Annotated in this window: 25 protein-coding genes; all 25 read left to right on the top strand. The window is 34.7% G+C overall.

The genetic code is table 11. From position 1 onward, the window contains the following. Positions 1–112 precede the first annotated feature (112 nt). The 25 genes from gatC to dnaI all read left to right on the top strand — a co-directional run bounded on the left by gatC (position 113) and on the right by dnaI (position 23,643). A complete protein-coding gene (gene gatC / locus KUA55_RS06600) occupies positions 113–418 on the top strand; it encodes an Asp-tRNA(Asn)/Glu-tRNA(Gln) amidotransferase subunit GatC (protein WP_218325387.1) in 306 nt (101 codons plus the stop codon). Continuing rightward, positions 418–1,887, top strand: coding sequence for an Asp-tRNA(Asn)/Glu-tRNA(Gln) amidotransferase subunit GatA (gene gatA / locus KUA55_RS06595; protein WP_218325386.1), 1,470 nt, complete (start codon positions 418–420; stop codon positions 1,885–1,887). Before gatC ends, gatA begins: the two co-directional genes overlap by 1 nt. Next, positions 1,887–3,317 carry an Asp-tRNA(Asn)/Glu-tRNA(Gln) amidotransferase subunit GatB gene (gatB, locus tag KUA55_RS06590; RefSeq protein WP_218325385.1) on the top strand — a complete coding sequence of 477 codons (1,431 nt, stop codon included), beginning with the start codon at positions 1,887–1,889 and terminating at the stop codon, positions 3,315–3,317. Before gatA ends, gatB begins: the two co-directional genes overlap by 1 nt. A gap of 13 nt (positions 3,318–3,330) precedes the next feature. Further along, positions 3,331–4,359 (top strand): diacylglycerol kinase, encoded by a 1,029-nt coding sequence (locus KUA55_RS06585; protein ID WP_218325384.1) that lies wholly within the window; start codon positions 3,331–3,333, stop codon positions 4,357–4,359. 98 nt (positions 4,360–4,457) lie between these two features. Continuing rightward, on the top strand, positions 4,458–5,819 hold the full coding sequence (gene rlmD, locus KUA55_RS06580) for a 23S rRNA (uracil(1939)-C(5))-methyltransferase RlmD (RefSeq protein WP_343214710.1): 1,362 nt from the start codon (positions 4,458–4,460) through the stop codon (positions 5,817–5,819). A 172-nt stretch (positions 5,820–5,991) separates the two neighbouring features. Next, positions 5,992–6,456, top strand: a complete 465-nt coding sequence (locus tag KUA55_RS06575; protein ID WP_218325383.1) for a hypothetical protein — start codon at positions 5,992–5,994, stop codon at positions 6,454–6,456. 111 nt (positions 6,457–6,567) lie between these two features. Next, positions 6,568–6,696 (top strand): hypothetical protein, encoded by a 129-nt coding sequence (locus KUA55_RS18500; protein ID WP_281419010.1) that lies wholly within the window; start codon positions 6,568–6,570, stop codon positions 6,694–6,696. A gap of 134 nt (positions 6,697–6,830) precedes the next feature. Beyond that, entirely contained in the window at positions 6,831–7,229 is a 399-nt protein-coding gene (locus KUA55_RS06570; RefSeq protein WP_218325382.1) for a hypothetical protein, read from the top strand. Between the two features lie 13 nt (positions 7,230–7,242). Then, positions 7,243–7,911, top strand: coding sequence for a 2,3-bisphosphoglycerate-dependent phosphoglycerate mutase (locus KUA55_RS06565; protein ID WP_218325381.1), 669 nt, complete (start codon positions 7,243–7,245; stop codon positions 7,909–7,911). A gap of 17 nt (positions 7,912–7,928) precedes the next feature. Next, positions 7,929–8,534 carry an HAD-IA family hydrolase gene (locus KUA55_RS06560; RefSeq protein ID WP_218325380.1) on the top strand — a complete coding sequence of 202 codons (606 nt, stop codon included), beginning with the start codon at positions 7,929–7,931 and terminating at the stop codon, positions 8,532–8,534. 34 nt (positions 8,535–8,568) lie between these two features. Next, positions 8,569–8,952 carry a DUF1149 family protein gene (locus KUA55_RS06555; RefSeq protein WP_218325379.1) on the top strand — a complete coding sequence of 128 codons (384 nt, stop codon included), beginning with the start codon at positions 8,569–8,571 and terminating at the stop codon, positions 8,950–8,952. Between the two features lie 91 nt (positions 8,953–9,043). Beyond that, complete coding sequence (locus tag KUA55_RS06550) at positions 9,044–9,415, top strand: VOC family protein (protein WP_218325378.1); 372 nt, start codon at positions 9,044–9,046, stop codon at positions 9,413–9,415. Next, the gene (locus KUA55_RS06545) at positions 9,412–10,155 is read left to right on the top strand and encodes a metallophosphoesterase family protein (protein WP_218325377.1); all 744 of its coding nucleotides are present in this window, start codon (positions 9,412–9,414) and stop codon (positions 10,153–10,155) included. The genes KUA55_RS06550 and KUA55_RS06545 overlap by 4 nt, the downstream gene beginning before the upstream one ends. A 62-nt stretch (positions 10,156–10,217) precedes the next feature. Beyond that, entirely contained in the window at positions 10,218–11,117 is a 900-nt protein-coding gene (locus KUA55_RS18645; RefSeq protein WP_218325376.1) for a DMT family transporter, read from the top strand. A gap of 45 nt (positions 11,118–11,162) precedes the next feature. Further along, positions 11,163–13,343 carry a Tex family protein gene (locus tag KUA55_RS06535; protein ID WP_218325375.1) on the top strand — a complete coding sequence of 727 codons (2,181 nt, stop codon included), beginning with the start codon at positions 11,163–11,165 and terminating at the stop codon, positions 13,341–13,343. Then, complete coding sequence (locus KUA55_RS06530) at positions 13,333–13,770, top strand: SprT family protein (RefSeq protein WP_218325374.1); 438 nt, start codon at positions 13,333–13,335, stop codon at positions 13,768–13,770. The genes KUA55_RS06535 and KUA55_RS06530 overlap by 11 nt, the downstream gene beginning before the upstream one ends. 82 nt (positions 13,771–13,852) lie before the next feature. Further along, complete coding sequence (gene murC, locus KUA55_RS06525; protein ID WP_218325373.1) at positions 13,853–15,187, top strand: UDP-N-acetylmuramate--L-alanine ligase; 1,335 nt, start codon at positions 13,853–13,855, stop codon at positions 15,185–15,187. A 160-nt stretch (positions 15,188–15,347) separates the two neighbouring features. Continuing rightward, positions 15,348–15,803 carry a MaoC family dehydratase gene (locus KUA55_RS06520; RefSeq protein ID WP_218325457.1) on the top strand — a complete coding sequence of 152 codons (456 nt, stop codon included), beginning with the start codon at positions 15,348–15,350 and terminating at the stop codon, positions 15,801–15,803. After that, complete coding sequence (locus KUA55_RS06515) at positions 15,796–16,479, top strand: Bax inhibitor-1/YccA family protein (RefSeq protein ID WP_218325372.1); 684 nt, start codon at positions 15,796–15,798, stop codon at positions 16,477–16,479. The genes KUA55_RS06520 and KUA55_RS06515 overlap by 8 nt, the downstream gene beginning before the upstream one ends. A 101-nt stretch (positions 16,480–16,580) precedes the next feature. After that, the gene (gene polA, locus KUA55_RS06510) at positions 16,581–19,223 is read left to right on the top strand and encodes a DNA polymerase I (protein WP_218325371.1); all 2,643 of its coding nucleotides are present in this window, start codon (positions 16,581–16,583) and stop codon (positions 19,221–19,223) included. Positions 19,224–19,404: 181 nt separating this feature from the next. Next, positions 19,405–20,244, top strand: a complete 840-nt coding sequence (gene mutM, locus KUA55_RS06505; protein WP_218325370.1) for a DNA-formamidopyrimidine glycosylase — start codon at positions 19,405–19,407, stop codon at positions 20,242–20,244. Then, positions 20,241–20,840 (top strand): dephospho-CoA kinase, encoded by a 600-nt coding sequence (gene coaE / locus KUA55_RS06500; protein ID WP_218325369.1) that lies wholly within the window; start codon positions 20,241–20,243, stop codon positions 20,838–20,840. The genes mutM and coaE overlap by 4 nt, the downstream gene beginning before the upstream one ends. A 90-nt stretch (positions 20,841–20,930) precedes the next feature. Continuing rightward, positions 20,931–21,407 carry a transcriptional regulator NrdR gene (gene nrdR / locus KUA55_RS06495; protein WP_218325368.1) on the top strand — a complete coding sequence of 159 codons (477 nt, stop codon included), beginning with the start codon at positions 20,931–20,933 and terminating at the stop codon, positions 21,405–21,407. A gap of 11 nt (positions 21,408–21,418) precedes the next feature. Then, complete coding sequence (locus tag KUA55_RS18640; RefSeq protein ID WP_218325367.1) at positions 21,419–22,717, top strand: DnaD domain protein; 1,299 nt, start codon at positions 21,419–21,421, stop codon at positions 22,715–22,717. Next, complete coding sequence (gene dnaI, locus KUA55_RS06485; RefSeq protein ID WP_218325366.1) at positions 22,717–23,643, top strand: primosomal protein DnaI; 927 nt, start codon at positions 22,717–22,719, stop codon at positions 23,641–23,643. Before KUA55_RS18640 ends, dnaI begins: the two co-directional genes overlap by 1 nt. The last annotated feature ends 68 nt before the right edge of the window (positions 23,644–23,711 follow it).

The following is a 23,711-nucleotide window of genomic DNA, read 5'->3' as shown; positions in this document are numbered from 1 at the left end:
TATTGAGTATCATAGACTCGCTATCGTTTTTTCGACGAGAAAAAGTGCGCATTCTTAAAAAGATATGATAAAATGAGTCAATATTAGCAAACACATTGAAAGTAGGGATATTATGGCAATTAACGAAGAACAAGTCCAGCATGTTGCGAAATTAGCAAAACTTTCTTTTTCCGCTGATGAATTAACTGGATTTACTGATCAATTAGGAAAAATTATTGATATGGTAGAACAACTAAGTGAAGTAGATACTGAAGGTGTCGAAATAACTTCAAATGTTGTCGAAACAGTAAATGTAATGAGAGAAGATGTGGCCCATGATGGTTGGTCGCGAAAAGAACTAATGAAAAACGTACCAGAATCTGAAGATGGATTCATTAAAGTACCAGCAATTATTGATGATGGAGGGGCAGGCGCATAATGGAAAAATTATTTGATAAATCAATTGAAGAATTACACAGCCTGCTAGTTTCAAAAGAAATTACAGCTACTGATTTGACAAAAGAAACCTTTGATCGGATTAAGGCAACTGAAGAAAAAGTTGAAGCTTTTATTACTTTAAATGAAGACAAAGCATTGGAAGAAGCGAAAGCTATCGACCTGAAAGGTATTTCCGAAGATAATGTATTAGCAGGAATTCCGATTGGAATCAAAGATAATATCGTAACCAAGGATATTTTAACAACTGCTGCGTCAAAAATATTGTCTAACTTCAACCCAATTTATGATGCAACAGTAATGGAAAAAATCTATGCAAATGATTTGATCCCAGTTGGAAAATTAAATATGGATGAATTTGCGATGGGTGGTTCAACTGAGACCTCTTATTTCAAAAAAACGAAAAATGCTTGGGATCATTCTAAAGTTCCTGGTGGTTCTTCTGGTGGTTCAGCAGCTGCTGTTGCTGCGGGACAAGTACCTGCTTCTCTTGGTAGTGATACTGGTGGTTCAATTCGCCAACCGGCATCATTTAACGGCATTGTCGGCATGAAACCAACTTATGGCCGGGTTTCTCGTTTTGGTTTAATTGCTTTTGCTTCATCATTAGATCAAATTGGACCATTTACACGTAATGTTAAAGACAATGCGTTAGTTTTAAATGCTATTTCTGGCTATGACGAAAAAGATGGTACATCATCTGGTGCTTCTGTCCCAGATTTTGCAGCTGGTTTAACTGGTGACATTAAAGGAATGAAAATTGCTTTACCGAAAGAATATTTAGGTGAAGGAATTGATGCGGGTGTCAGAGAATCAATTCAAAAAGCCGTTGAAACTTTTAAAGCATTGGGTGCCACAGTTGAAGAAGTTAGTTTACCTCATTCAAAATATGGCGTACAAGTGTACTATATTATTGCTTCATCCGAAGCAAGTTCAAACTTACAACGGTTTGATGGTATTCGTTACGGTTTCCGTTCAGAAAAAGTAGAAGATTTAGAAGATGTATATGTCAATTCACGGAGTGAAGGCTTTGGTGAAGAGGTGAAACGTCGGATTATGCTAGGGACTTTCTCACTATCTGCTGGTTATTACGATGCATACTTCAAAAAGGCTGGTCAAGTTCGTACTTTGATAAAAGAAGATTTTAATAAAGTTTTTGCAGATTATGACTTAATCATTGGGCCAACTGCACCAACTGTTGCCTTTGGAATCGGCGAAAATATTAATGATCCAATTACTATGTACATGAACGATATATTAACTATTCCAGTCAATTTAGCAGGTTTACCAGGAATGTCAATTCCAGCAGGATTTTCTGAAGGTCTACCAGTTGGGTTACAATTAATTGGTAAACATTTTGACGAAAACACGATGTATAAAGCGGCTTACGCTTTTGAACAAGCAACAGATTTCCATAAACAAAAACCTGTGATTTTAGGGGGTAACGATTAATGAATTTAGAAACAGTCATCGGGCTTGAAGTCCATGTAGAATTAAAAACAAACTCTAAAATCTTTTCTCCAGCACCAGCTCATTTCGGTGCAGAGCCAAATACAAATACTGATATTATTGACTGGGGTTATCCTGGCGTTTTACCAGTAATGAATAAGGCAGCGATTGAATTTGGTATGAAAGCAGCCTTAGCTTTAAACTGCCAAATTTCAAAACATATGCATTTTGACCGTAAAAACTATTTTTATCCCGATAATCCCAAAGCTTACCAAATTTCTCAATTTGATGAACCAATCGGTCATGATGGTTGGATTGAAATTGATGTAAATGGTAAAAAGAAGAAAATCCGGATCGAACGAGTTCATTTAGAAGAAGATGCTGGTAAAAATATGCATGGTATCGGTGGATATTCTTATGTCGATTTGAACCGTCAAGGCACACCATTAATTGAAATTGTATCTGAAGCCGATATGCGTTCGCCAGAAGAAGCGTATGCTTATTTAGATGCTTTACGCTCAATCATTCAATTTACTGGTGTTTCTGATGTTAAAATGGAAGAAGGCTCAATGCGCTGTGACGCCAATATTTCTTTACGTCCCTATGGACAAGAAGAATTTGGAACAAAAACAGAATTGAAAAATTTAAACTCAATTAGCTTTGTAAAAAAAGGTTTGGTTTTTGAAGTACAACGTCAAACCAAAGTTTTATTATCTGGTGGTACCATTCAACAAGAAACACGCCGTTATGATGAAGGAACCAACAAAACTGTTTTAATGCGGGTTAAAGAAGGTTCTAGTGATTACCGTTATTTCCCTGAACCAGATATTCCTAAATTTGTCATTGATGATGAATGGATTCAAAAAGTAGGGGAAGAATTACCTGAAATGCCAGCTTCTCGTCGTGTTCGCTATATAGAAGAATTAGAATTACCAGAATACGATGCAATGGTACTTACCCAAAGTAAAGAAATGTCTGATTTCTTCGAAAGTACTTTAACAGAAGGTGCAGATGCTAAATTAGCCTCTAACTGGTTAATGGGCGAAGTCTCCGCTTATTTAAACAGCGAAAAAATAGAATTAAATCAAACAAAATTAACACCAAATAATTTGGCTGGTATGATTACTTTAATCAATGATGGCACGATCAGTTCTAAAATTGCTAAAAAAGTTTTCCGGGAATTAATAGAAAACGGTGGCGATGCAAAAACAGTTGTTGAACAGAAAGGCTTAGTTCAACTTTCAGATCCTGCACAATTGTTGCCAATGATTAATGAAGTTTTAGATAACAACCAACAATCAGTCGATGATTTTAAAAATGGTAAAGATCGTGCTGTTGGTTTCTTGGTTGGGCAAATCATGAAAGCTACTAAAGGAAAAGCCAACCCAGGTGTGGTAAACAAATTGTTGCAAGAAGAATTAGCCAAACGCTAGAAGGAGCCCAACTGTGAAAAAAGCACGATTAATTTATAATCCAGTATCCGGTAAAGAAATTTTACGGAATAACCTTGCCGATATTTTAGTAGCAATCGAACAAGCCGGTTATGAAACCAGCGCCTTTGCCACGACAGCAGAGCCTGATTCAGCCAAAAATGAAGCGACTCGAGCTGCCAAAGCAGGATTTAGTTTAATTGTTGCTGCAGGTGGAGATGGCACAATCAATGAAGTTGTCAATGGTATCGCAGGTTTGGAAAAACGTCCTAAAATTGCGATCATACCAGCCGGTACAACCAATGATTATGCTAGAGCTTTAAAAGTTCCCCGCAACAATGTAAAAGCCGCAGCTGAAGTGATCCAAAAAGAACAGACTGTCAAAATGGATATCGGTAAGGCGAATGATACTTACTTTATAAATATTGCAGCTGCTGGTTACTTAACCGAGTTAACTTACGAAGTGCCTTCAGAGCTAAAAAGTATTTTTGGTTATTTAGCTTACATTGCTAAAGGTGCGGAAATGTTACCCCGAATCAAACCCATTAAAGTGGATTTGAAATATGAGGGCGGCGAATATCAGGGTGATGTTTCAATGTTTTTCTTGGGACTGACAAATTCTATTGGTGGTTTTGAAACAATTGCACCAGATGCAATGTTAGATGATGGAAAGTTTTCTTTGATTGTCGTAAAAACAGCTAATTTATTTGAAATTGTCCGTTTGATTACTTTAGTAATTAATGGTGGGAAACATGTGAATGATCCGAAAGTTCTTTACGTTAAAACTAGTTTTTTAGAAGCATCTGTTGAAGATGAAAATAAACGAATGATGATTAATTTAGATGGCGAGTATGGTGGTGACGCGCCGATGCGTTTTGAAAATTTACATCAACATATTGAATTTTTTGCTAACACTGATGAAATTTCTGATGCTGCTATTCAAGGAGAAGATGAACTTGAAGAGCAAGAGGCAGGTCAAGAATTAGTTAAAGAGTTTGAAAAGTTACAAGAAGAAGATAAAGATACTCCAGATGATCAAAAATAACAATTAGCGGCTCTGTTTGGACAGAGTCGTTTTTTCATCTTGCAATTTGACGGCAGATTCATTAAAATGATTGAAGCATTCAACAACGAAGGAGAAAAATATTGATTAAAAAAAATGAAACCTACACAATAGTGATTGATGATTTAACTTATGAAGGAATGGGTGTGGCCCATATTGACGGTTTTGCATTGTTTGTAGAAAATGCACTACCTGGTGAAGAAGTTGAATTATTAGTAGTAAAAACTGGTAAAAAATTTGGCTATGGAAAAGTAATTAATCGCCTGTCAGAAAGTCCAGAACGTGTCCCTGTAGAAAACCATGATTTATTACGCAGCGGAATTGCACCATTGAGCCATATGAAATATGAGAGTCAATTGGTATTTAAACAAAATCAAATTAAACATGTGATGGACAAAATTGCTCACTTACCAGAAGTTGAAGTAAAAGAATCAATTGGCATGGAAAAACCTTATGCTTATCGTAATAAAGCACAAATTCCTGTCAGAAATATCAATGGCGAGCTAACAACTGGTTTTTATCGTAAAAATTCCCATGAGTTATTGCCAATTGAAGATTACTTTATTCAAGATCCAAAAATCGATGAAGCTATTTTGGTCGTCCGAGATATATTACGTCGATTTAATGTAAAACCTTATAATGAAGAGGAGAACACTGGATTTTTGCGTCATATCGTTATTAGACGAGGACATTATTCCCATGAAATGATGGTTGTCTTAGTTACCCGAAAAGAAAAATTCTTTAAAGGTGTTGAAATAGCAACTGAAATCCAAAAAGCTTTGCCAGAGGTTGTGTCGGTGGTTCAAAATGTAAACACGGAGAAAACCAATGTCATTTTAGGTCGTCAAGAAAACTTATTGCTAGGCCGAGAATATATTTTTGATAATTTATTAGGAAAAACATATCGCATTTCGGCTCAATCATTTTATCAAGTCAACACGGAGCAAGCAGAAAAATTATATCAATTAGCCATTGATTTAGCTGATTTACAGCCAACAGATACTGTGATTGATGCTTATTGTGGTATTGGAACAATTGGTTTATCTTTTGCTGATCGGGTACATCATGTTTACGGTGTAGAAGTTGTTAAGCAAGCAATTAATGATGCAAAATTCAATGCCCTAAAAAATGAGCTTGAAAATGTCACTTTTCGAACAGGTAAAGCTGAAGATATCATGCATAAATGGGTAGAAAAAGGCATCCGACCAGATGTTATTTTCGTTGATCCACCAAGAAAAGGTTTGACTGAAAGTTTTATTGATGCAACAGCTGAAATAAACCCTGCAAAAATTGTTTATATTTCTTGTAATCCTGCAACGTTAGCTAGAGATTTGAAACATTATGCAACATTAGGTTATAAAGCGTCCAGTATCCAACCAGTGGACTTATTTCCACAAACAAACCATGTGGAATCTGTGACATTATTAAAAAAAATAAAATAATTTTTCTGGCAGCTAATATATTTAGCTGCTTTTTTTAAAACTAACTTGAAGATGATGGTTTACTGTGTCACAATTACATATATAAAGATACTTATTTTAAATAAATTTTTTTTGGGAATTTAATTTATTAATAATTAGGTATCAGATATTTTTTTGGTAGGAGGAAGAAAAAGTGGCAAAAATTATAAAAATTGAAGAGGATAAAATTTTTATCGGGTTAGATGATCAAAGCATCATGGAATTTAAGCGTCATCAATTTAGTTTTGTTCCAATCGTTGGAGAAGAGGTTGAGATTTACGGTGAAGGTGAGGGGGCCGTCATCACATTATCTGAAAAAAAACCAGTTTATACTGAACCAGAAGACGAAGAGATATTCTCTGATATTTTAGGAGTAAATTATCCTGATCAAGAGGGAGACACCATGTTGTTAATTGCATTTATTTTTAATATTTTAACGACGATTGGTTGTGCTTGGTTGCTTATTCCTCTAGCTTGGATGATACCAATGACTATTACGAGTTGGCGCGCATATAAAGGTGTTCGTCCAAACACAACAGCGTTAGGTGTATGTACATTATTATTTGTCAATATTATTAGTGGTATCTTAATGTTGGTGGGCCCCAAAAATGAAAAATAGCAATTAAGGCTGCTGCTGCAGTCTTTTTTTAATTATTAAGATTAAATTTTTTTTAAAACTAATTAGGTTTTTTATGATATAGTAGTTCTACCTTTAAAGGCGGTGTAAAAAATGAATCAAAAAGAAAAGATGTTAGAATTAATCAAAAAGAAACAAGGTGGCGGAAGATCTAAAGACATGGCGGCACCAAAAAATGATCGCAAAAATATGCGTAAAGGACCAAAAATATATAACAAATAAAGAAGAGATACGCTAAATCATAAAGATGTTTGGCGTTTTTTTTATTTATAAAAAAAGCTAATTTTCATGAAATATTTCATTTTGAGTTCATTGAAAGGATTTATGCTGGAAGAAAAATATAAGGATGGACAATTATGAAAAATATTTGGCTACAAAGATCAATGAAAATAAATCAAAAATATCAACAGATGATGCGAGGACGCTATGGTCGATTTGATCAACTCAATAAAACTTTGTTAATCATTTGGCTGATACTATCACTTTTTAAACGCTGGATACCATTTTATTTAGGTGATTTACTAGGATTATTTATTTTAGGGATCATTTTCTATCGTTTCTTTTCCAAAAAAATCTATCCTCGGAGTAATGAAAATCAGAAATTGATTAAATGGTGGAGAAAGTTAAAAAGTCAGCGCCAATTTAAGTATTTTAAATGTCCAAATTGTAAACAAGAAATGCGCGCACCTCGGGGCAAAGGGAAAATTAAAGTGACATGTAAAAATTGTCAAAATCAATTTATCAAAAAAGTTTAAAGAGGGTTATTTTATGCCATTAATTTTAATACGTCATGGTGAAAGTGAAGCAAACTTTGCAAATTATTGGACCGGTTGGTTAGATGTTAATTTAACTGAAAAAGGACGAGAACAAGCAATGCTTGCTGGGAAGAAAATTTCTGAGGCAGGTTATCAAATTGATCTTGCATTTGAATCAGTTTTGAAAAGATCCATTTTGACAGCAGAACTCATTTTAGAACAAAATAATGCTAGTGCGGTACCAGAATTTAAAACTTGGCGGCTTAACGAACGTCATTATGGTGACTTAGTTGGAAAAAACAAAGCTAAAATGACCGCTGAGTATGGGGCTGAGCAAGTGGAAAAATGGCGAAGAGGCTATGATGAAGTGCCTCCACAAGTCAAAATAAATCATTTTGATCGGCGTTACAATAATCTCGATCCCCGCCTGATTCCAAAAGGAGAAAGTTTGCACCAGACTGAGCAGCGCGTCATCCCTCTATGGCAAGATGAAATTGTACCGGAATTAAAAGCTGGAAAAACAGTTTTAGTTGTTGGTCATGGAAATAGTTTGCGGTCATTGATTCGTTATATTGAAGAAGTACCACCGCTAGAGGTGAACCAAATTGATATTCCTAATGCGACAGCGATGATTTATGATTTTGATCAGCAAATGAAGATTACCCATAAAAAAATTATGTAAACTTTGTGAGGACTTTTATGAAAAATTATATTTGGGATTTTGATGGTACACTTTATGATAGTTATCCAGTGATGATGCAAGCTTTGATGGAAACATTAACTGCTTTCCATAAAGATTTATCAAAAGAGACAGTCTATCGTCGCATTAAAAAAGAATCAATCCATCAGTTGATACAAGAAGAAGAGTTAACGAATACAAATTTTGACAAAGATTTTCATCGATTAGAAAAATCTTATTTAAATCAAGCCATCCCTTTTGAAGATACGAGAGAAACTTTACAGCAATTAAAACAACGAGGCGGCAGACATTTTATTTTGACACATCGACGTAGTGATGATACTTGGGATTTGCTAAAACGTGATGGTTTAGCGGACTATGTCGAGGCAATAATTGGCTCTGAATCAGGTTTTCCGCGTAAACCAGATCCAACAGCGATTAATCAATTGATTGAAGAATTTCATCTAGATCGACACGAAACGGTTATGATTGGTGATCGAAAACTCGATATTTTAGCCGGAAAAAATGCCGATATTGCCACAGTATTTTTTGATTTAGATCAGTTTGAAGAGGTTCCAGCAAATTTTGTTGTAAATAATTTACGAAAACTAGTTTCCATCTTCTAGATTATTGATTATAATTTTATGAAGGAGGTGCGTCATGGAATTACAACGTGAGCCAGAAACAGTCGAATCATTTAATTATGGAATACCACCAGTGGGCCAAGAGGTGGAACAAAAATTAGATGTTAATTTTGATATTCTTAATACAACTGATCCGAGCTACCCACAAGAAAATAGCATTGTTGGTGTCAGAGTTTTCTTTACTTTTCCTTTTGAAGAATTCATTGTTGGTGGGAGTGTCTCTCAAGTCATCCACATCATGAATCGGGAAATTAAGAAGCCGTCTGATTTATCAAAAAAAGAAGCCAACGAAATTGCTATTCCAGTTTTTAAAATTATTGAACGTTTGATTTATGAAGTAACTGAAATTGCTTTAGATCGACCAGGATTAAAAATTAATTTTGCGCCAAACGAACAATAACCAGTGAATTGTCTGATTTTTATCAGATGAACCACTGGTTTTTTTGATGCATACCTGATGTATTTTTGTTAAACTGAGGCGAGGTGAAAATATGTTTAATGAACAAGTAACGATTATTTTATATGCTAACGATGTAGCAAAATATGCAGCATTTTGGGAGAAGCTTGGTTTTGTCATTATCAGTCAAAATGAAATTGATGGTTCACCAGTTGCAGAAATTGCTGTGGTACCAAATGGTGCTGTCCACTTTATGATTTATGATCGGACATTTATTGAAAACAATTCTGATGAGGTAAGCGAACCAAGCCCAGCATTAATTTTCAGTAGTGATGATGTGATGGGACTTTATAAAGATTTACAAGAAAAAGCAGTTCAGCTTGGAGATTTAACACAAATTGGTGGAGAATATGTCTTTAATTTTGTTGATATTGAAGGCAATTATTTTGTGGTATCTGGAAAATGAAATTAAACAATCCAACTGAAGTGTTTGCTATCGGTGATATTCACGGCGAATATCACCTTTTTCAAGAGATGTTACAAAACTATCAAACTCAGCAACAGCTTATATTAATCGGCGATTTGAATGATCGCGGAAAGAAAAGCAAGGATTGTTGGTTACTAGGAAAAAAATTAGTGGAGGAACAAAATGCTATCTATTTAATGGGAAACCATGAAGCATATTTTCTAGAATTTTTAGCAGCACCAGAGGATTGGGGCCCCAATTATTTTCATAATGGTGGCAAGGAAACGATGGAAAGCCTATTACACCCTGGTGCAATTGAAGAATATTCACCTACTGAAATGGCTATGATGATTAAAAGTCGTTACGGAGAATTGATTACTTTTTTACAAGAGCGTCCATTTTATTTTGAGTGGGAAAAATATATTTTTGTTCACGCAGGAGTGGATTTAGTACAAAAAGATTGGAAAAAAAGTTCGCCTCATGATTTTTTATGGATAAGAGAACCTTTTATTAAAGGAAAAAATCAAACGGGCAAAACAATTGTTTTTGGTCATACGGTTACACCAATGCTTTATGAGGATATGACTACGACGGATTTATGGCAAAGTGATGGGAAAATTGGGATTGATGGTGGTGCTGTTTTTGGCGGTTCACTACATGGCGTTGTGTTCAATCAAGAAAAAATAGTAAAGGATTTTGAAATTTCAAATGCCGGTCATGGCTGGCAACCGAGTATTTAAAGGCGCTGGTGAGTTTTATAGAAAACTACTAGTGTCTTTAAGTTTTAATAAGGAGTGATGGTGTGGAAAAATATAAAGGACATATAGCTGCAGGCGTAACAGTCATTATCTGGGCGACAACTTTTGTTTCGACTAAAGTTTTACTAAAAAGCTTTTTACCAATTGAAATATTGTTTATTCGCTTTCTATTAGGTTTTATTGCTTTAGCGATTGTTTCACCTAAAATCATTCCTTTTAAAAATTGGAAAGAAGAATTTTATTTTATTTGTGCAGGAATTTCTGGGGTCTTTCTTTATTATTACTTAGAAAATGTAGCTTTGACTTATACTTTTGCTATGAACGTTGGGATTATTGGTTCATTAAGCCCATTTATGACTGCTTTGTTGAGTCGATTTGTACTAAAGCAAGGTAAGCTGTACAAGATGTTCATTATGGGGTTTATTTTTTCATTAATAGGAATTTCATTAATCAGTTTGAATGGCGCTATCCAAGTTAATCCAATTGGATATGGTTTAGCTTTTATCGCGATTTTCTTTTGGGCAATTTATTCTTTGTTTGTTAAAAAAATCAGTAGCTTCGGTTATAGTACGATTGGTATGACCAAGAAAATATTCTTTTACGGATTAATTACTATGCTGCCTGTTTTATTGCTATCAATCGATCACTTTGATTTTTCGCGCTTAGCCAATGGTGAAAATTTTTGGAATCTTATTTTCTTAGGGCTAGGTGCCTCAGCTACTTGTTTTGTTACTTGGAATTTTTCAGTTAAGATGTTGGGTCCTGTACGTTCATCTATTTATATCTACTCAATTCCTATGTTAACAACTATCTCATCGGTCATTATTTTACATGAACCTTTATCATTGAAAACCTTTTTTGGTATTTGTCTGACTTTACTAGGATTATTCCTTTCCGAATGGCCCAATATTTCAGCTTCAAGACAAATGCGCCAAAAGGAATAAAAATGTGATAAAATAGAAAAGATTTTGGAAGAATGGAGTACAAATATGTCAGAAAATTTAAATCAAGCAATTGTCCAATTAGTTGATAAGGAATTACCTTATCGAAAGGGTCAGATTGAGACAGTTTTAACTATGTTACAAGAAGGGAATACCGTCCCCTTTATTGCTCGTTATAGAAAAGAGCGGACCGGAAGTCTAGACGAAGTTCAAATCCGTGAGATTGAAGAACGTTTTACTTATTTAGAAAACTTGGAAAAACGAAAAGGTGAAGTTCTTCGCATCATTGAAGAACAAGGTAAGTTAACCGATGATTTAGCTGCAGAAATCAAAGCAGCTGTTAAGATGCAAAAAGTAGAGGATTTATATCGTCCTTATAAACAAAAACGACGGACAAAGGCGACGATTGCTAAAGAAAATGGTTTAGAACCATTAGCTGAATATTTATGGTCAATGCCGTTAGAAGGTGATGTATTTGCAGAAGCAAATAAATATATCAACGAAAAGATTGAAACAGCAGAAGCAGCTTTGCAAGGTGCTCACGAAATATTAGCAGAACAAATTAGTGATCATCCGGATTATCGCACTTGGATTCGTGATTATACTAAAAATAGAGGATTTTATGAAAGTAAAGTCAAAGATGCTGACAAAGACGAAAAAAGTGTCTATGAGATGTATTACGATTTTTCCGAGCCGATTAGTAAAATGGTTTCACATCGTGTATTAGCTTCAAATCGTGGCGAGAAAGAAGAAATTTTAAAAGTCAGTATAGTTGTTGATGAACAATTTATTTTTGAATATTTTGACAAGCAATTAAAAATGAATCTTCAATCAATTACCGCAACTTATTTAAAAGATGCTTATCAAGATAGCTATAAAAGATTTATTGGCCCAGCAATCGAACGAGAAATTCGTAATGAATTAACCGAGCAGGCGGATGAACAAGCAATCAATATTTTTGGCGAGAATTTACGTAACTTATTGTTACAATCACCGTTAAAAAATAAAGTTGTTTTAGGTTTTGATCCAGCTTATCGAACAGGTTGTAAGCTAGCAGTAGTTGATGGAACTGGAAAAGTTTTAGCAATCGAAGTCATTTATCCTCATAAGCCAGCTTCACAAGCAAAAAGAGCAGAAGCAGCACCAGCTTTTAGAAAATTAATTGAAAAATTCAAAGTTGAGATGGTAGCGATTGGTAACGGAACGGCTAGTCGTGAGTCTGAATTATTTGTCTCTGAGCAATTAAAAGAAGTCAAAGAACAAGTTTTTTATGTGATTGTTAATGAAGCTGGTGCCTCAGTTTATTCTGCCAGTGATGTGGCAAGAACAGAATTTCCTGATTTACAAGTAGAAGAACGAAGTGCAGTCAGTATTGCTCGTAGATTACAAGATCCTTTAGCTGAATTAGTTAAAATTGACCCGAAGGCAGTTGGTGTTGGACAATATCAACATGATGTTAGTCAAAAACGCTTGTCTGAGCAATTAGATTTCGTTGTTGAAACGGCAGTTAACCAAGTAGGCGTTAATGTAAATACAGCAAGCCCGCAATTGTTACAATATGCGTCTGGTCTAAATAAAACTACAGCTCAAAATGTTGTGAATTATCGCGATGAAAATGGTGCTTATACTGCTCGTAACCAATTAAAAAAAGTACCTCGCTTAGGACCAAAAGCTTTTGAACAAGCAGTTGGATTTTTACGAATTCCTGAAGGAAAGAATGTATTAGATAATACTAGTATTCACCCGGAAAGTTACGAAGCTGCAAAGAGCATTTTAACAATTGCGGATGTATCCTTAACCGATTTAGGTAGCGAAGAAGCAACGAAAAAAATAAAGGCTTTGTCTATAAATGAATTAGGTCGAGAATTAGGCATTGGTAAAGAAACGGTACAAGATATTTTGGAAGCACTAATTCAACCAGGGCGAGATATGCGAGATGAAATGCCAGCACCTTTACTTCGTCAAGATGTTTTATCGATGGAAGATTTAAAAGCCGGCATGGAACTACAAGGAACCGTTCGAAACGTAATCGATTTTGGTGCCTTTGTAGATATTGGTGTAAAACAAGATGGTTTGGTTCATATTTCGAAACTAAGTACTAAGTTTGTTAAACATCCAACCGATATTGTTTCAGTTGGTGATGTGGTAACCGTCTGGGTTGATGGTGTAGATGTACAGAAAGGGCGAATCAGTTTATCAATGATTCCGCTTAAGAAAAATGACAAATAATGAGTTGCAAAAATTAGTGGAAGAAGTCTCGTTGACTTCTTTCCACTTACCTTTTAAACACCAGGCAATTTTTAATCGGCGTTTAAAATCTACCGGTGGTCGTTATCATTTGAAGGATCACCATTTAGATTTCAATCCTCTGATTGTGGAACAACATGGACTGGCAGAATTTATTAAAGTAATTAAACATGAACTTTGTCATTATCACTTGCATTTAACCAAGCGAGGTTATAAGCATCAAGATCAAGACTTTAAGCAATTACTTAAAAAAGTTGATGGCAGCCGTTTTGCACCGACTGTTAGCACAGGTAAAGAAAAAACTTATCTTTGCAAAAAATGCGGCCAAAAAATCAGCCGCCAAAGAAAAATTGACACAAATCGCTTTGTTTGCGGCAAATGTAATGGGAAACTTCGCTTAATAGCTTAGAAAATGAATAATCATTTGCTATTTTTTTGAATATATATGATAATGTGAATCGCAATTAAAAAGTACATAAGGATGAGAAATAATGAATAATAAAGAAACGCTATATCATTTTGTTGGTATTAAAGGTTCTGGAATGAGCTCTTTAGCTTTGGTTCTTCATGAAAAAGGCTATCAAGTGCAAGGATCAGATGTAGAGAAATATTTCTTTACCCAACGAGATTTAGAAAAAGCCCATATTAAAATTTTACCTTTCAGCGCGGATAACATTAAGGCTGGGATGACGATTATTCAAGGGAACGCTTTTCCTGATACCCATGAAGAAATTGCTAAAGCCAAAGAGTTAGGCTTAGAAATTATTCGCTACCATGATTTTATTGGGAAGTTTATCCAACCTTATACAAGTGTGGCGGTAACGGGATCTCATGGTAAAACAAGTACGACTGGTTTACTTTCACATGTGTTAAGTGGAATTGCGCCAACTAGCTATTTAATTGGTGACGGTACTGGTCATGGTGAACCAGATGCAAAATTCTTTTCATTTGAAGCTTGTGAATACCAGCGTCATTTTTTGGCTTATGCGCCTGATTATGCGATTATGACCAACATAGATTTTGATCATCCAGACTATTTCAAAAGCATTGATGACGTTTTTGAAGCATTCCAAACTTTAACCAATCAAGTAAAAAAAGGAATTTTTGCTTATGGCGATGATGAATACTTACGTAAATTAAAGGCAGATGTACCGATTTATTATTATGGTTTAACAGAAGATGATGATATTCAAGCTAGAAATATTGTCCGCACAACAAATGGTTCTGCTTTTGATGTCTATCATCAAGATCAATTTATCGGTCGTTTTTCAGTACCATCATTTGGTAAACACAATATTTTAAACGCATTAGCAGTTATTGCTGTCAGCTATTTTGAAAAATTAGACATGGATAAAGTAAAAGCTGAAATGTTGACTTTTTCTGGTGTCAAACGCCGTTTTACTGAAAAACAAGTTGCAGATATGATAGTCGTTGATGATTATGCGCATCATCCTGCTGAAATTAAAGCTACTATTGATGCAGCCCGCCAAAAATATCCCGAAAAAGAACTTATTGCGGTTTTCCAACCTCATACTTTTTCTCGGACAATTGCTTTGCTAGACGATTTTGCAGAAGCTTTAGATAAGGCAGATCACGTTTATTTATTAGATATTTTTTCTAGCGCTAGAGAAACAGCTGGTGAAGTTAAGATTGAAGATTTAGGCGCAAAAATTCAAAAAGGCGGACAAGTTATTTCTGAAGATAACATGTCTCCATTATTGGATTACGAAAATGGTGTCGTCATTTTCATGGGTGCTGGTGATGTGCAACGTTTTGAGCAGGCCTATGAAAATCTATTAAGCACTACTACAAGAAATGTATTATAAAATGATTTCAGCTATTCTTTTTGGGTAGCTGATTTTTTATTAAGGAAAAATTTAAATTAAATTGATTCAGTCGTTAGTGAAAGAGTTCGCTTGTTTTTTAATAAGAACTTCGCTAAAATATATTTAGATTAATCAACGGAGGGAAAAAGCTTTGTATAATATGAAAACTCGAAAAGTCGGGAAAATGATCGATGAAATTGAGGAAGGGGACTCGTTATCCTTAACAGAATCGATTGAGGACAATCAATTATTGTTGTATTTGGGATTAACCAATGATGCGAATCCATTATATATTCAACATGAATATGCAAAAGCAAGTGAATATGATAAACCACTTGTGCCATCAGTGATGATTATGGGATTGATTACTAGTGCGATTTCAAAGCATTTGCCAGGTCCAGGTTCACATATAGTGAATTTTTCAATTAATTTTATTGATCCAGTTTATCATTATGAAACCTTAACTTTTGAGTTTGAAGTTATTAAAGTCGACAAAATGAAAGATGTTGTCACAATCTCAGTTGAAGCTACCAACAGCGAAGATAAAAGAATATTAGATGCTGTGGTGATGGTGAAACCACCTACTGTCAAGTTAGGAGAGGATATAAATGAATAATCAACAAACACAAGCAGTTGGCTTAAATCGTTTTTTTGCAAAGATTTACGGATTTTTAGCCTTAGGAATTGGAATTAGCGCTTTTGTTTCTTACTTAACATTAGGACCAATGAGCGCGCAAGCAATTAATTTGATTCAACATTTTCCATTAGGTTTTATTGGTCTTTGGATTTTGGAAATTGCTTTAGTCATTATTTTAGGGGTAAAAGCTCAAAAAAATCCAACGATCGCAATTTCAGGATTCATTGCTTACTCTGTTTTAAATGGAATTACTTTAGCAGTTACTTTAGCCATTTATGATATTGGAACAGTCACACAGGCATTTATTTCAACGATGGTGATGTTTATGGTGATGGCTGTTGTAGGAGTTACCACTAAACGAGATTTGTCAGGTGTTGGTCGTGCGGCACTAAGTAGTTTAATTGGGATTATTATTGCGATGTTCTTGAATGTCTTTATCTTACAAAGTTCAGCTGTAGAATTATTGATTTCTATCTTAATGGTTATCATCATGTCCGGTTTAACAGCTTATGACAATCAAAACATCCGCAAAATTTATGCTGGAACGAATGGCCAAGCTGGAAATGGGGTTGCGGTATTCTTGGCATTACAATTATACTTAGACTTTGTTAATATGTTCTTGGCGTTCTTAAGAATTTTTGGAAACAATAACTAATTATCAAATTGAGACTTTGATGAGCGAAAGTTTATCAAAGTCTTTTTTCATTTTCAAATTGGTGATGCCTTTGTTAAAATGAAGGTTAAAGGAGAGAAATTATGACTGAAAAAAAATTATTATTAGTAGATGGGAATAGTGTCGCATTTCGAGCTTTTTTTGCGATGCACAATTCACTTGAAAAATTTAAAAATAAAAATGGCTTACATACGAATGCAATCTATGCCTTCAATAATATGTTTGAGAATGTAATGAAAAGTGTTCAACCTACTCATGTCTTAGTGGCCTTTGATGCCGGAAAAACTACCTTCAGAACAGAAATGTATAGTGACTACAAAGGTGGACGTTCGAAAACACCAGGTGAGTTTCGTGAGCAAATGCCCTATATTAGAGAATTAATTGAAGCTTTAGGGGTTAAACATTATGAACTTGATAACTATGAAGCCGATGATATTATTGGTACTTTAGCTGAGCAAGGTAGCCAAAATGATTTTGAAGTAGTGGTTTTAACAGGCGACCGAGATTTAACTCAGTTAGCAAGTGATAAAATTACTGTCGATATCACAGTAAAAGGAGTCAGTGATATCGAATCATATACACCAGCCCATGTTGCTGAAAAATATGATGGCTTGACTCCAAATCAAATTATTGATTTAAAAGGATTAGCAGGCGATACATCAGATAATTATCCTGGTGTAACAAAAGTCGGTGAAAAAACGGCGATTAAATTAATTAAAGAATATGGCAGCGTTGAAGGTGTCTATCAAAACATTGATGAAATGAAAAAAAGCAAGATGAAGGAAAATCTGATTAATGATAAAGATCAAGCCTTCTTATCAAAAGAACTAGCAACTATTGATAAAAAAGCCCCAGTAGCTATTGAGTTAGATGAATTAAGTTATCATGGCAAAGATATCGAAAGACTAGTCGAATTTTACAAAGAGATGGATTTTAAACAGTTTTTAAGTAAGCTAAATATTGAAGAAGATCCGGTAGAACTTGAAGATATCCATTATGATGTGGTGGATACTTTTGATGAAAGTCAATTTGGACCAGATGCGTGCCTCCATGTAGAAATGTTACAAGATAATTATCATACTGCTGACGTTGTTGGCGTGTCTTGGAGCAACCAAAATAAGATTTACGTTACGAATAATCATTTGGATTTATTTGAATCACCGGTATTTAAAAGTTGGTTAGAGTCAGCAAATGGAAAAAAAGTTTACGATGCAAAGCGGACATATGTTGCTTTGAATCGTTTTGTCACGAAAACTGAAGGTATTAATTTTGATGTTTTATTGGCAGCCTATCTGCTAGATACAAATGATAACAGTAATGATATCGCTGGTGTGGCTCAACATTATGGTTTTACTGAAATTCAATCAGATGAACAGATTTATGGTAAAGGAGCCAAAAAAGGCTTGCCGGAAGATCAAGAAGTTTTCTTTAATCATTTGGCACGAAAAATTCAAGCCATTAAATTTTTGAGTCAAAAACTTGAAAGTGAATTGGAAGAAAAACAACAAGATCGTTTATTTTATGAGATGGAATTGCCATTATCTCGGATTTTAGCCGAAATGGAGATTACTGGGATCACTGTTAATGCCCAAACTTTACAAAATATGCGAGGCGAATTTTCAAAGAGACTACAAGAAATTGAGCAAAAAATCTATGAAGAAGCTGGTGAAACCTTCAATATCAATTCACCAAAACAATTAGGTGTGATCTTATTTGAAAAAATGCAGTTACCAGTTATTAAAAAAACAAAAACCGGTTATTCAACCGCTGTTGATGTTTTAGAACAATTGAGAGAACAAGCACCAATAGTTGACGATATTTTGAACTATCGTCAAATTGCTAAAATTCAATCCACATATGTTGAAGGCTTATTGAAGGTGATTCAATCAGATAATAAGATTCACACTCGCTATATTCAGACTTTGACTCAAACTGGTCGCTTAAGTTCAGTTGATCCAAATTTACAAAATATTCCGATTCGCTTAGAAGAAGGTCGTAAAATTCGTCAAGCTTTTGTTCCCCGGGAAAAAGATTGGCTGATTTATTCTTCAGATTATTCACAAATTGAATTGCGGGTATTGGCTCACATTTCTGGCGACAAGCATTTGATTCAAGCATTTAAGGATGGCATGGATATTCACACAAGTACGGCAATGCGGGTATTTGGTGTAAAAGAAGAAGATGTAACACCAAACATGCGTCGTAACGCTAAAGCGGTGAACTTTGGGATTGTTTATGGAATTTCTGATTATGGCTTGTCACAAAATTTGGGAATTACTAGAAAAGCAGCACAAGAATATATTGACACTTATTTCGAAAACTATCCTGATGTAAAAAGATATATGGAAGAAAGCGTTCGAGAGGCAAAAGATCAAGGCTATGCAAAAACACTTTATAATCGTCGCCGTTACTTACCAGATATTAACTCAAGAAATTTCAATATTCGTTCATTCGCAGAGCGGACAGCGATCAATACTCCAATTCAAGGAAGTGCCGCTGATATTCTTAAGTTAGCAATGATTGAACTGTCTAAACGATTAGCCAAAACAGATCTAAAAGCAACCATGTTATTGCAAGTGCATGATGAATTGGTTTTTGAAGTACCAGAAAATGAAGTCGAAACGCTAGATGAATTAGTCAAAGAAGTCATGGAAAATACTGTATCATTAAATGTCCCATTATTAACAGATAGTAGCTGGGGAAAAACTTGGTACGAAGCAAAATAAAATAAAAACACTGTGACAATAAATTTTACAGACGAAATCCGAGCATTATAGTGTTGGTTTTGCGATCTAATAAGTCATTTTCAAAGAATGACAATCTTTAGTAGCTTTACTGATTTTGATTCAGATGTTTAAAAACTGTTCAGATTGTTGTCGCAGTCTTTTTTAACTAGGAAGTGTTGAAATGCCAGAACTACCGGAAGTTGAGACCGTCAGAATTGGTTTGGAAGCATTAGTAAAAAATAAAACAATTCAAAAAGTAGAAGTTTTATGGCCTAGAATTATTGAATCACCAGAAGTTGAACAATTTGCAATCGAATTAATTGGTGAAACAATCCAAGATGTTAAAAGACGTGGAAAATATTTAATTTTTGAATTTGATGATTTTGATATGGTCTCTCATTTAAGAATGGAAGGAAAGTATGAATATTTTCCTGAAGAGACTGTTTTGGATAAACATAGTCACGTGCGTTTTATTTTCACTGATGGTTCTGAATTAATTTATCACGATGTAAGAAAATTTGGACGAATGGCTTTACTACCGAAAGGACAAGGTGAAAACTATAAAGGAATCCTTCAATTAGGTCCAGAACCAACAACTGAAGAATTTGCCTTCGCGCCTTTCTATCAAAAATTACAAAAATCAACCACCATGATTAAGCCATTATTGCTCAATCAAAAAGTTGTTGCTGGTTTAGGCAATATTTATGTTGATGAAGTATTATGGTTAGCCAAAATCCATCCTATGCAGCCAGCAAAATCAATTTCAAAGCAGGCCGCAAAGAAACTGCATCAGGCAATTATTACTGTTATCTCAGAAGCAAAAAAAGCTGGTGGAACAACTATTCGTACCTATTTGAATGCTTTAGGGGAAGCAGGTCATTTCCAACAAAAGTTGAATGTATATGGCCAAACCGGACTGCCTTGCAAAAGGTGTCAAACACCGATTATTAAAATTAAAGTCGCTCAAAGAGGCACACATCTTTGTCCCCATTGTCAAAAATTAAAGCAGGTGAAGATATGAGTTTTGTATTAGGTGTGACTGGTAGTATTGCTACTGGAAAATCAACAGTCGTAAATGTATTTAAGAATCATCAAATTCCTGTTGTTGATGGTGACGTAGTGGCTAGAGAAGTAGTGGAGCCTGGTACCGAGGGATTAGCGGCAGTTGTCGAAAAATTTGGTGAAGATATTTTATTAGCTGAAGGTGGTTTGGATCGAAAAAAATTAGGTGATTTAGTTTTTAGTCAGCCAGATGAAAGGCTAAAATTAAATGAAACCATCAAACCATTTATTAGAAAAGAAATTTTACGTCAAATTGAAGAGCTAAAGAAGAAATCCCCTTTAGTTATTGCAGATATTCCTTTACTTTATGAAGCTCACTATGAAAAAGAATTGGACGCGGTTGCTGTAGTTTATGTTAGTCCTAGAATTCAGTTGGAACGTTTGATGAAAAGAAATAACTATACCGAAAATGAAGCCTTTAATCGAATCAACAGCCAATGGTCAATTGATGAAAAAAAACAAAAAGCAGATATCGTATTTGACAATCGTGGTACGATAGAAGAAACGAAACAGCAAGTTGAAGATTGGTTAAAAAAACAAAACTTTATCAGTTAATGCGTATTATTAGATCTTTAAACGCTTTTTTTCATAATTTTGTTATGGTAAACTTTAGTTAAATCTTCAGATAAAATAAGAGGTGAGTAAATGCGTTGTCCAAGATGTAATCATAATAGTTCACGTGTGATAGATAGCCGTCAAACAGATGACAATCGTGCCATTCGTCGTCGCCGAGAGTGTGAAAATTGTGGGTTTCGTTTCACCACTTTTGAAAGAATTGAAGCCGCACCGCTATTAGTTGTGAAGCGTAATGGTGATCGTGAGGAATTTAGTCGAGATAAAATTTTACGCGGTTTAATCCGTTCAGCCGAGAAAAGACCAGTGGCGATGGAACAAATGGAACAAATCGTCGATCACGTAGAAAATCGTGTCCGAAGCATGGGAGAAAATGAAGTTTCAACGAGTTTGATTGGTGATTTTGTGATGGAAGATTTAATGGAAGTAGACGAAATCGCTTATATTCGTTTTGCCAGTGTTTATCGTCAGTTTAAAGACATGTCAGTCTTTTTGCGAGAATTACAAGAAATTGTCGATAAAGCGAAATCTTCTAAGCCAGAAGAATAGGAGAAATTTAAGTGGAAGAAATCAAACCCACAACTTTTTATACAGTTTATGGGGTGCCACAATTAGATCAAAGTAATCAACAAGCATTACTATATCTTTATCAACCAATCATTGGTAGTCAAGCACTGGCTCTCTATTTGAATTTAAATGCTGATATTACTTTAACTGGAAAAAGTCAGGAAATAATGCACACTGATTTGTTGTCAGCAATTGATCTAGGTTTACCAAACATGATTAAAGCTCGTGAAAAATTAGAAGGCTTAGGTTTATTGGAAAGTTTTGAAAAAAAAGATACTGAATTAGGCTTACAGTTAGTTTATCAATTGCATACCCCCATGAAACCAGAAACTTTTTTTCAAGATCCAATTATGAGTTATTTATTACTTAACAAAATAGGTGAACGCCGCTATCAAAGATTGGTTGATCGCTTTAAACCCGCCAATTTTAATAAAAAGGGTTTAAAAAATATTGCGAAAACCTTTCGAGAAATCTATAATATTCAAGAATCTAACTTTGAAGCAAATGCTGAAGTATTAAAGCAAACGCAAGATATGTTTGTAGAAGAGACCTTGGATAAAGGATTTGATTGGGAAACATTTAACCACTTGATTCAAAAATTTAAAATTCACTTGAATGATCAAACAAAAAAAGCGATTGAAAGCTTGCATATTATGTATGCAGTTAACGAGATTGAAATGGCCGATTTTGTCGGTAAAGCTTCAGTCGGTGAAACGCAACATCTAGATTTAAACTATTTAAGACAATTGTTAGGTAAACAAGATAAGCCCTCAGAAGAAAAACCAGTAAAAGTAAAGCCTGAGTCTTTTACAAAAGGTGAAGCAAGATTGTTGGAGGAAAGTAAAAAATTTCCACCGGTTCAGTATTTTAAGGCAATCAAAAAACAAAAAGGGGTCAGTACGCAAAATAATGAATTAAAATTAATTGAAAAAATGCTGACCCAACAAAAATTGACTTCTGGCGTAGTTAATATTTTAATTAATTATGCGCTAGTCGTCCAAAAACAAAGCTATTTAAATGAAAATTATATTACTAAAATTGCTCAGGACTGGTCAGCTCAAGGCATTGATACCCCTGAAAAGGCCATCTCCCGTTTGAAAAATAATAATCAAAAGTTTGTTAAGAAAAAAACTTCTAATAACTTTTCACAACGGAAAAATTTCCAAACACGGACAGAGGCATTACCGGAGCATATTAAGCAACCGCCAGTTGAAAGTTCCTTAAGTGAGGAGAAGACGGCTGAATTAAATCGAAAATTAGCACAATTTTTAAATAAAGAGGGTGATAATTAATGGAAGATGTAGGAAAAGAACTGACACAAATTATTAGAAGCCGTGGGGTAGCTGGTCGTTATCAAGAAATGATGCAAGAAGTTTTACAGGATCCTGATGTAAGAGCATTTATTGAAACCCATAAACAAAAACTAACGCAAGCAGATATTGAAAAATCTTTTGCAAAACTTTACGAATTCGTGCAAGAAAAAAAGAAATTTCTAACTAATGATCCTACAATGATTGCACCAGGTTATGAACCACGCTTAAATTTAAATTTCCATTTCATTGATGTCACTTATGTTCCAACAGATGAATTAGTTCGGATTCAAAAGGAAGCAGAAATCCGCAATCGGGTTAATTCTTTAGATATGCCAAAAGATATTCGAGAAGCTTCGATTCGTAATTTTGAAGTTACAGCTGGCCGAAGCGAGGCCCTCGAAGCGGCCTTAGATTTTATCAATGGATATGTTGAAAATCCAAAAAATTTTCACAAAGCCTTGTTTTTAGTAGGTACATTTGGTGTTGGAAAAACTTATTTGCTTGGCGCAATTGCTCATGAATTAGCGGTTCAAGGTTTTGAAACTACTTTGTTGCATTTTCCTTCCTTTGCCGGAGAAATGAAACAAGCCATCTCCAGTGATAGTGTCGGCGACAAACTAGATTCAGTAAAAAAGGCCCCAATCTTAATGATTGATGATATTGGTGCAGATTCTATGAGTGCATGGATTCGAGATGATATTTTAGGTGTGATTTTACAATATCGAATGCAAGAACAACTGCCGACCTTCTTTTCTTCTAATTTCAATATGAACGAATTAGAAACACATTTGAGTGTCACACAACGTGGAGATCAAGAGCCATTAAAAGCAAAAAGAATTATGGAACGAATTCGTTACTTGAGTCGAGAGATAATGGTTATTGGAAATAACCGTCGAAATGGATAAATGAAGAGAATATTCTAAGAAAAAACAAAATGCCCCGTTAAAATTAGCTTTTTTAATTGCTTTTTTTG

The organism is Enterococcus alishanensis, from assembly GCF_019218635.1.
Taxonomy (GTDB): Bacteria; Bacillota; Bacilli; order Lactobacillales; family Enterococcaceae; genus Enterococcus_A; species Enterococcus_A alishanensis.
This window is presented reverse-complemented; position numbering and strand designations above follow the sequence as displayed.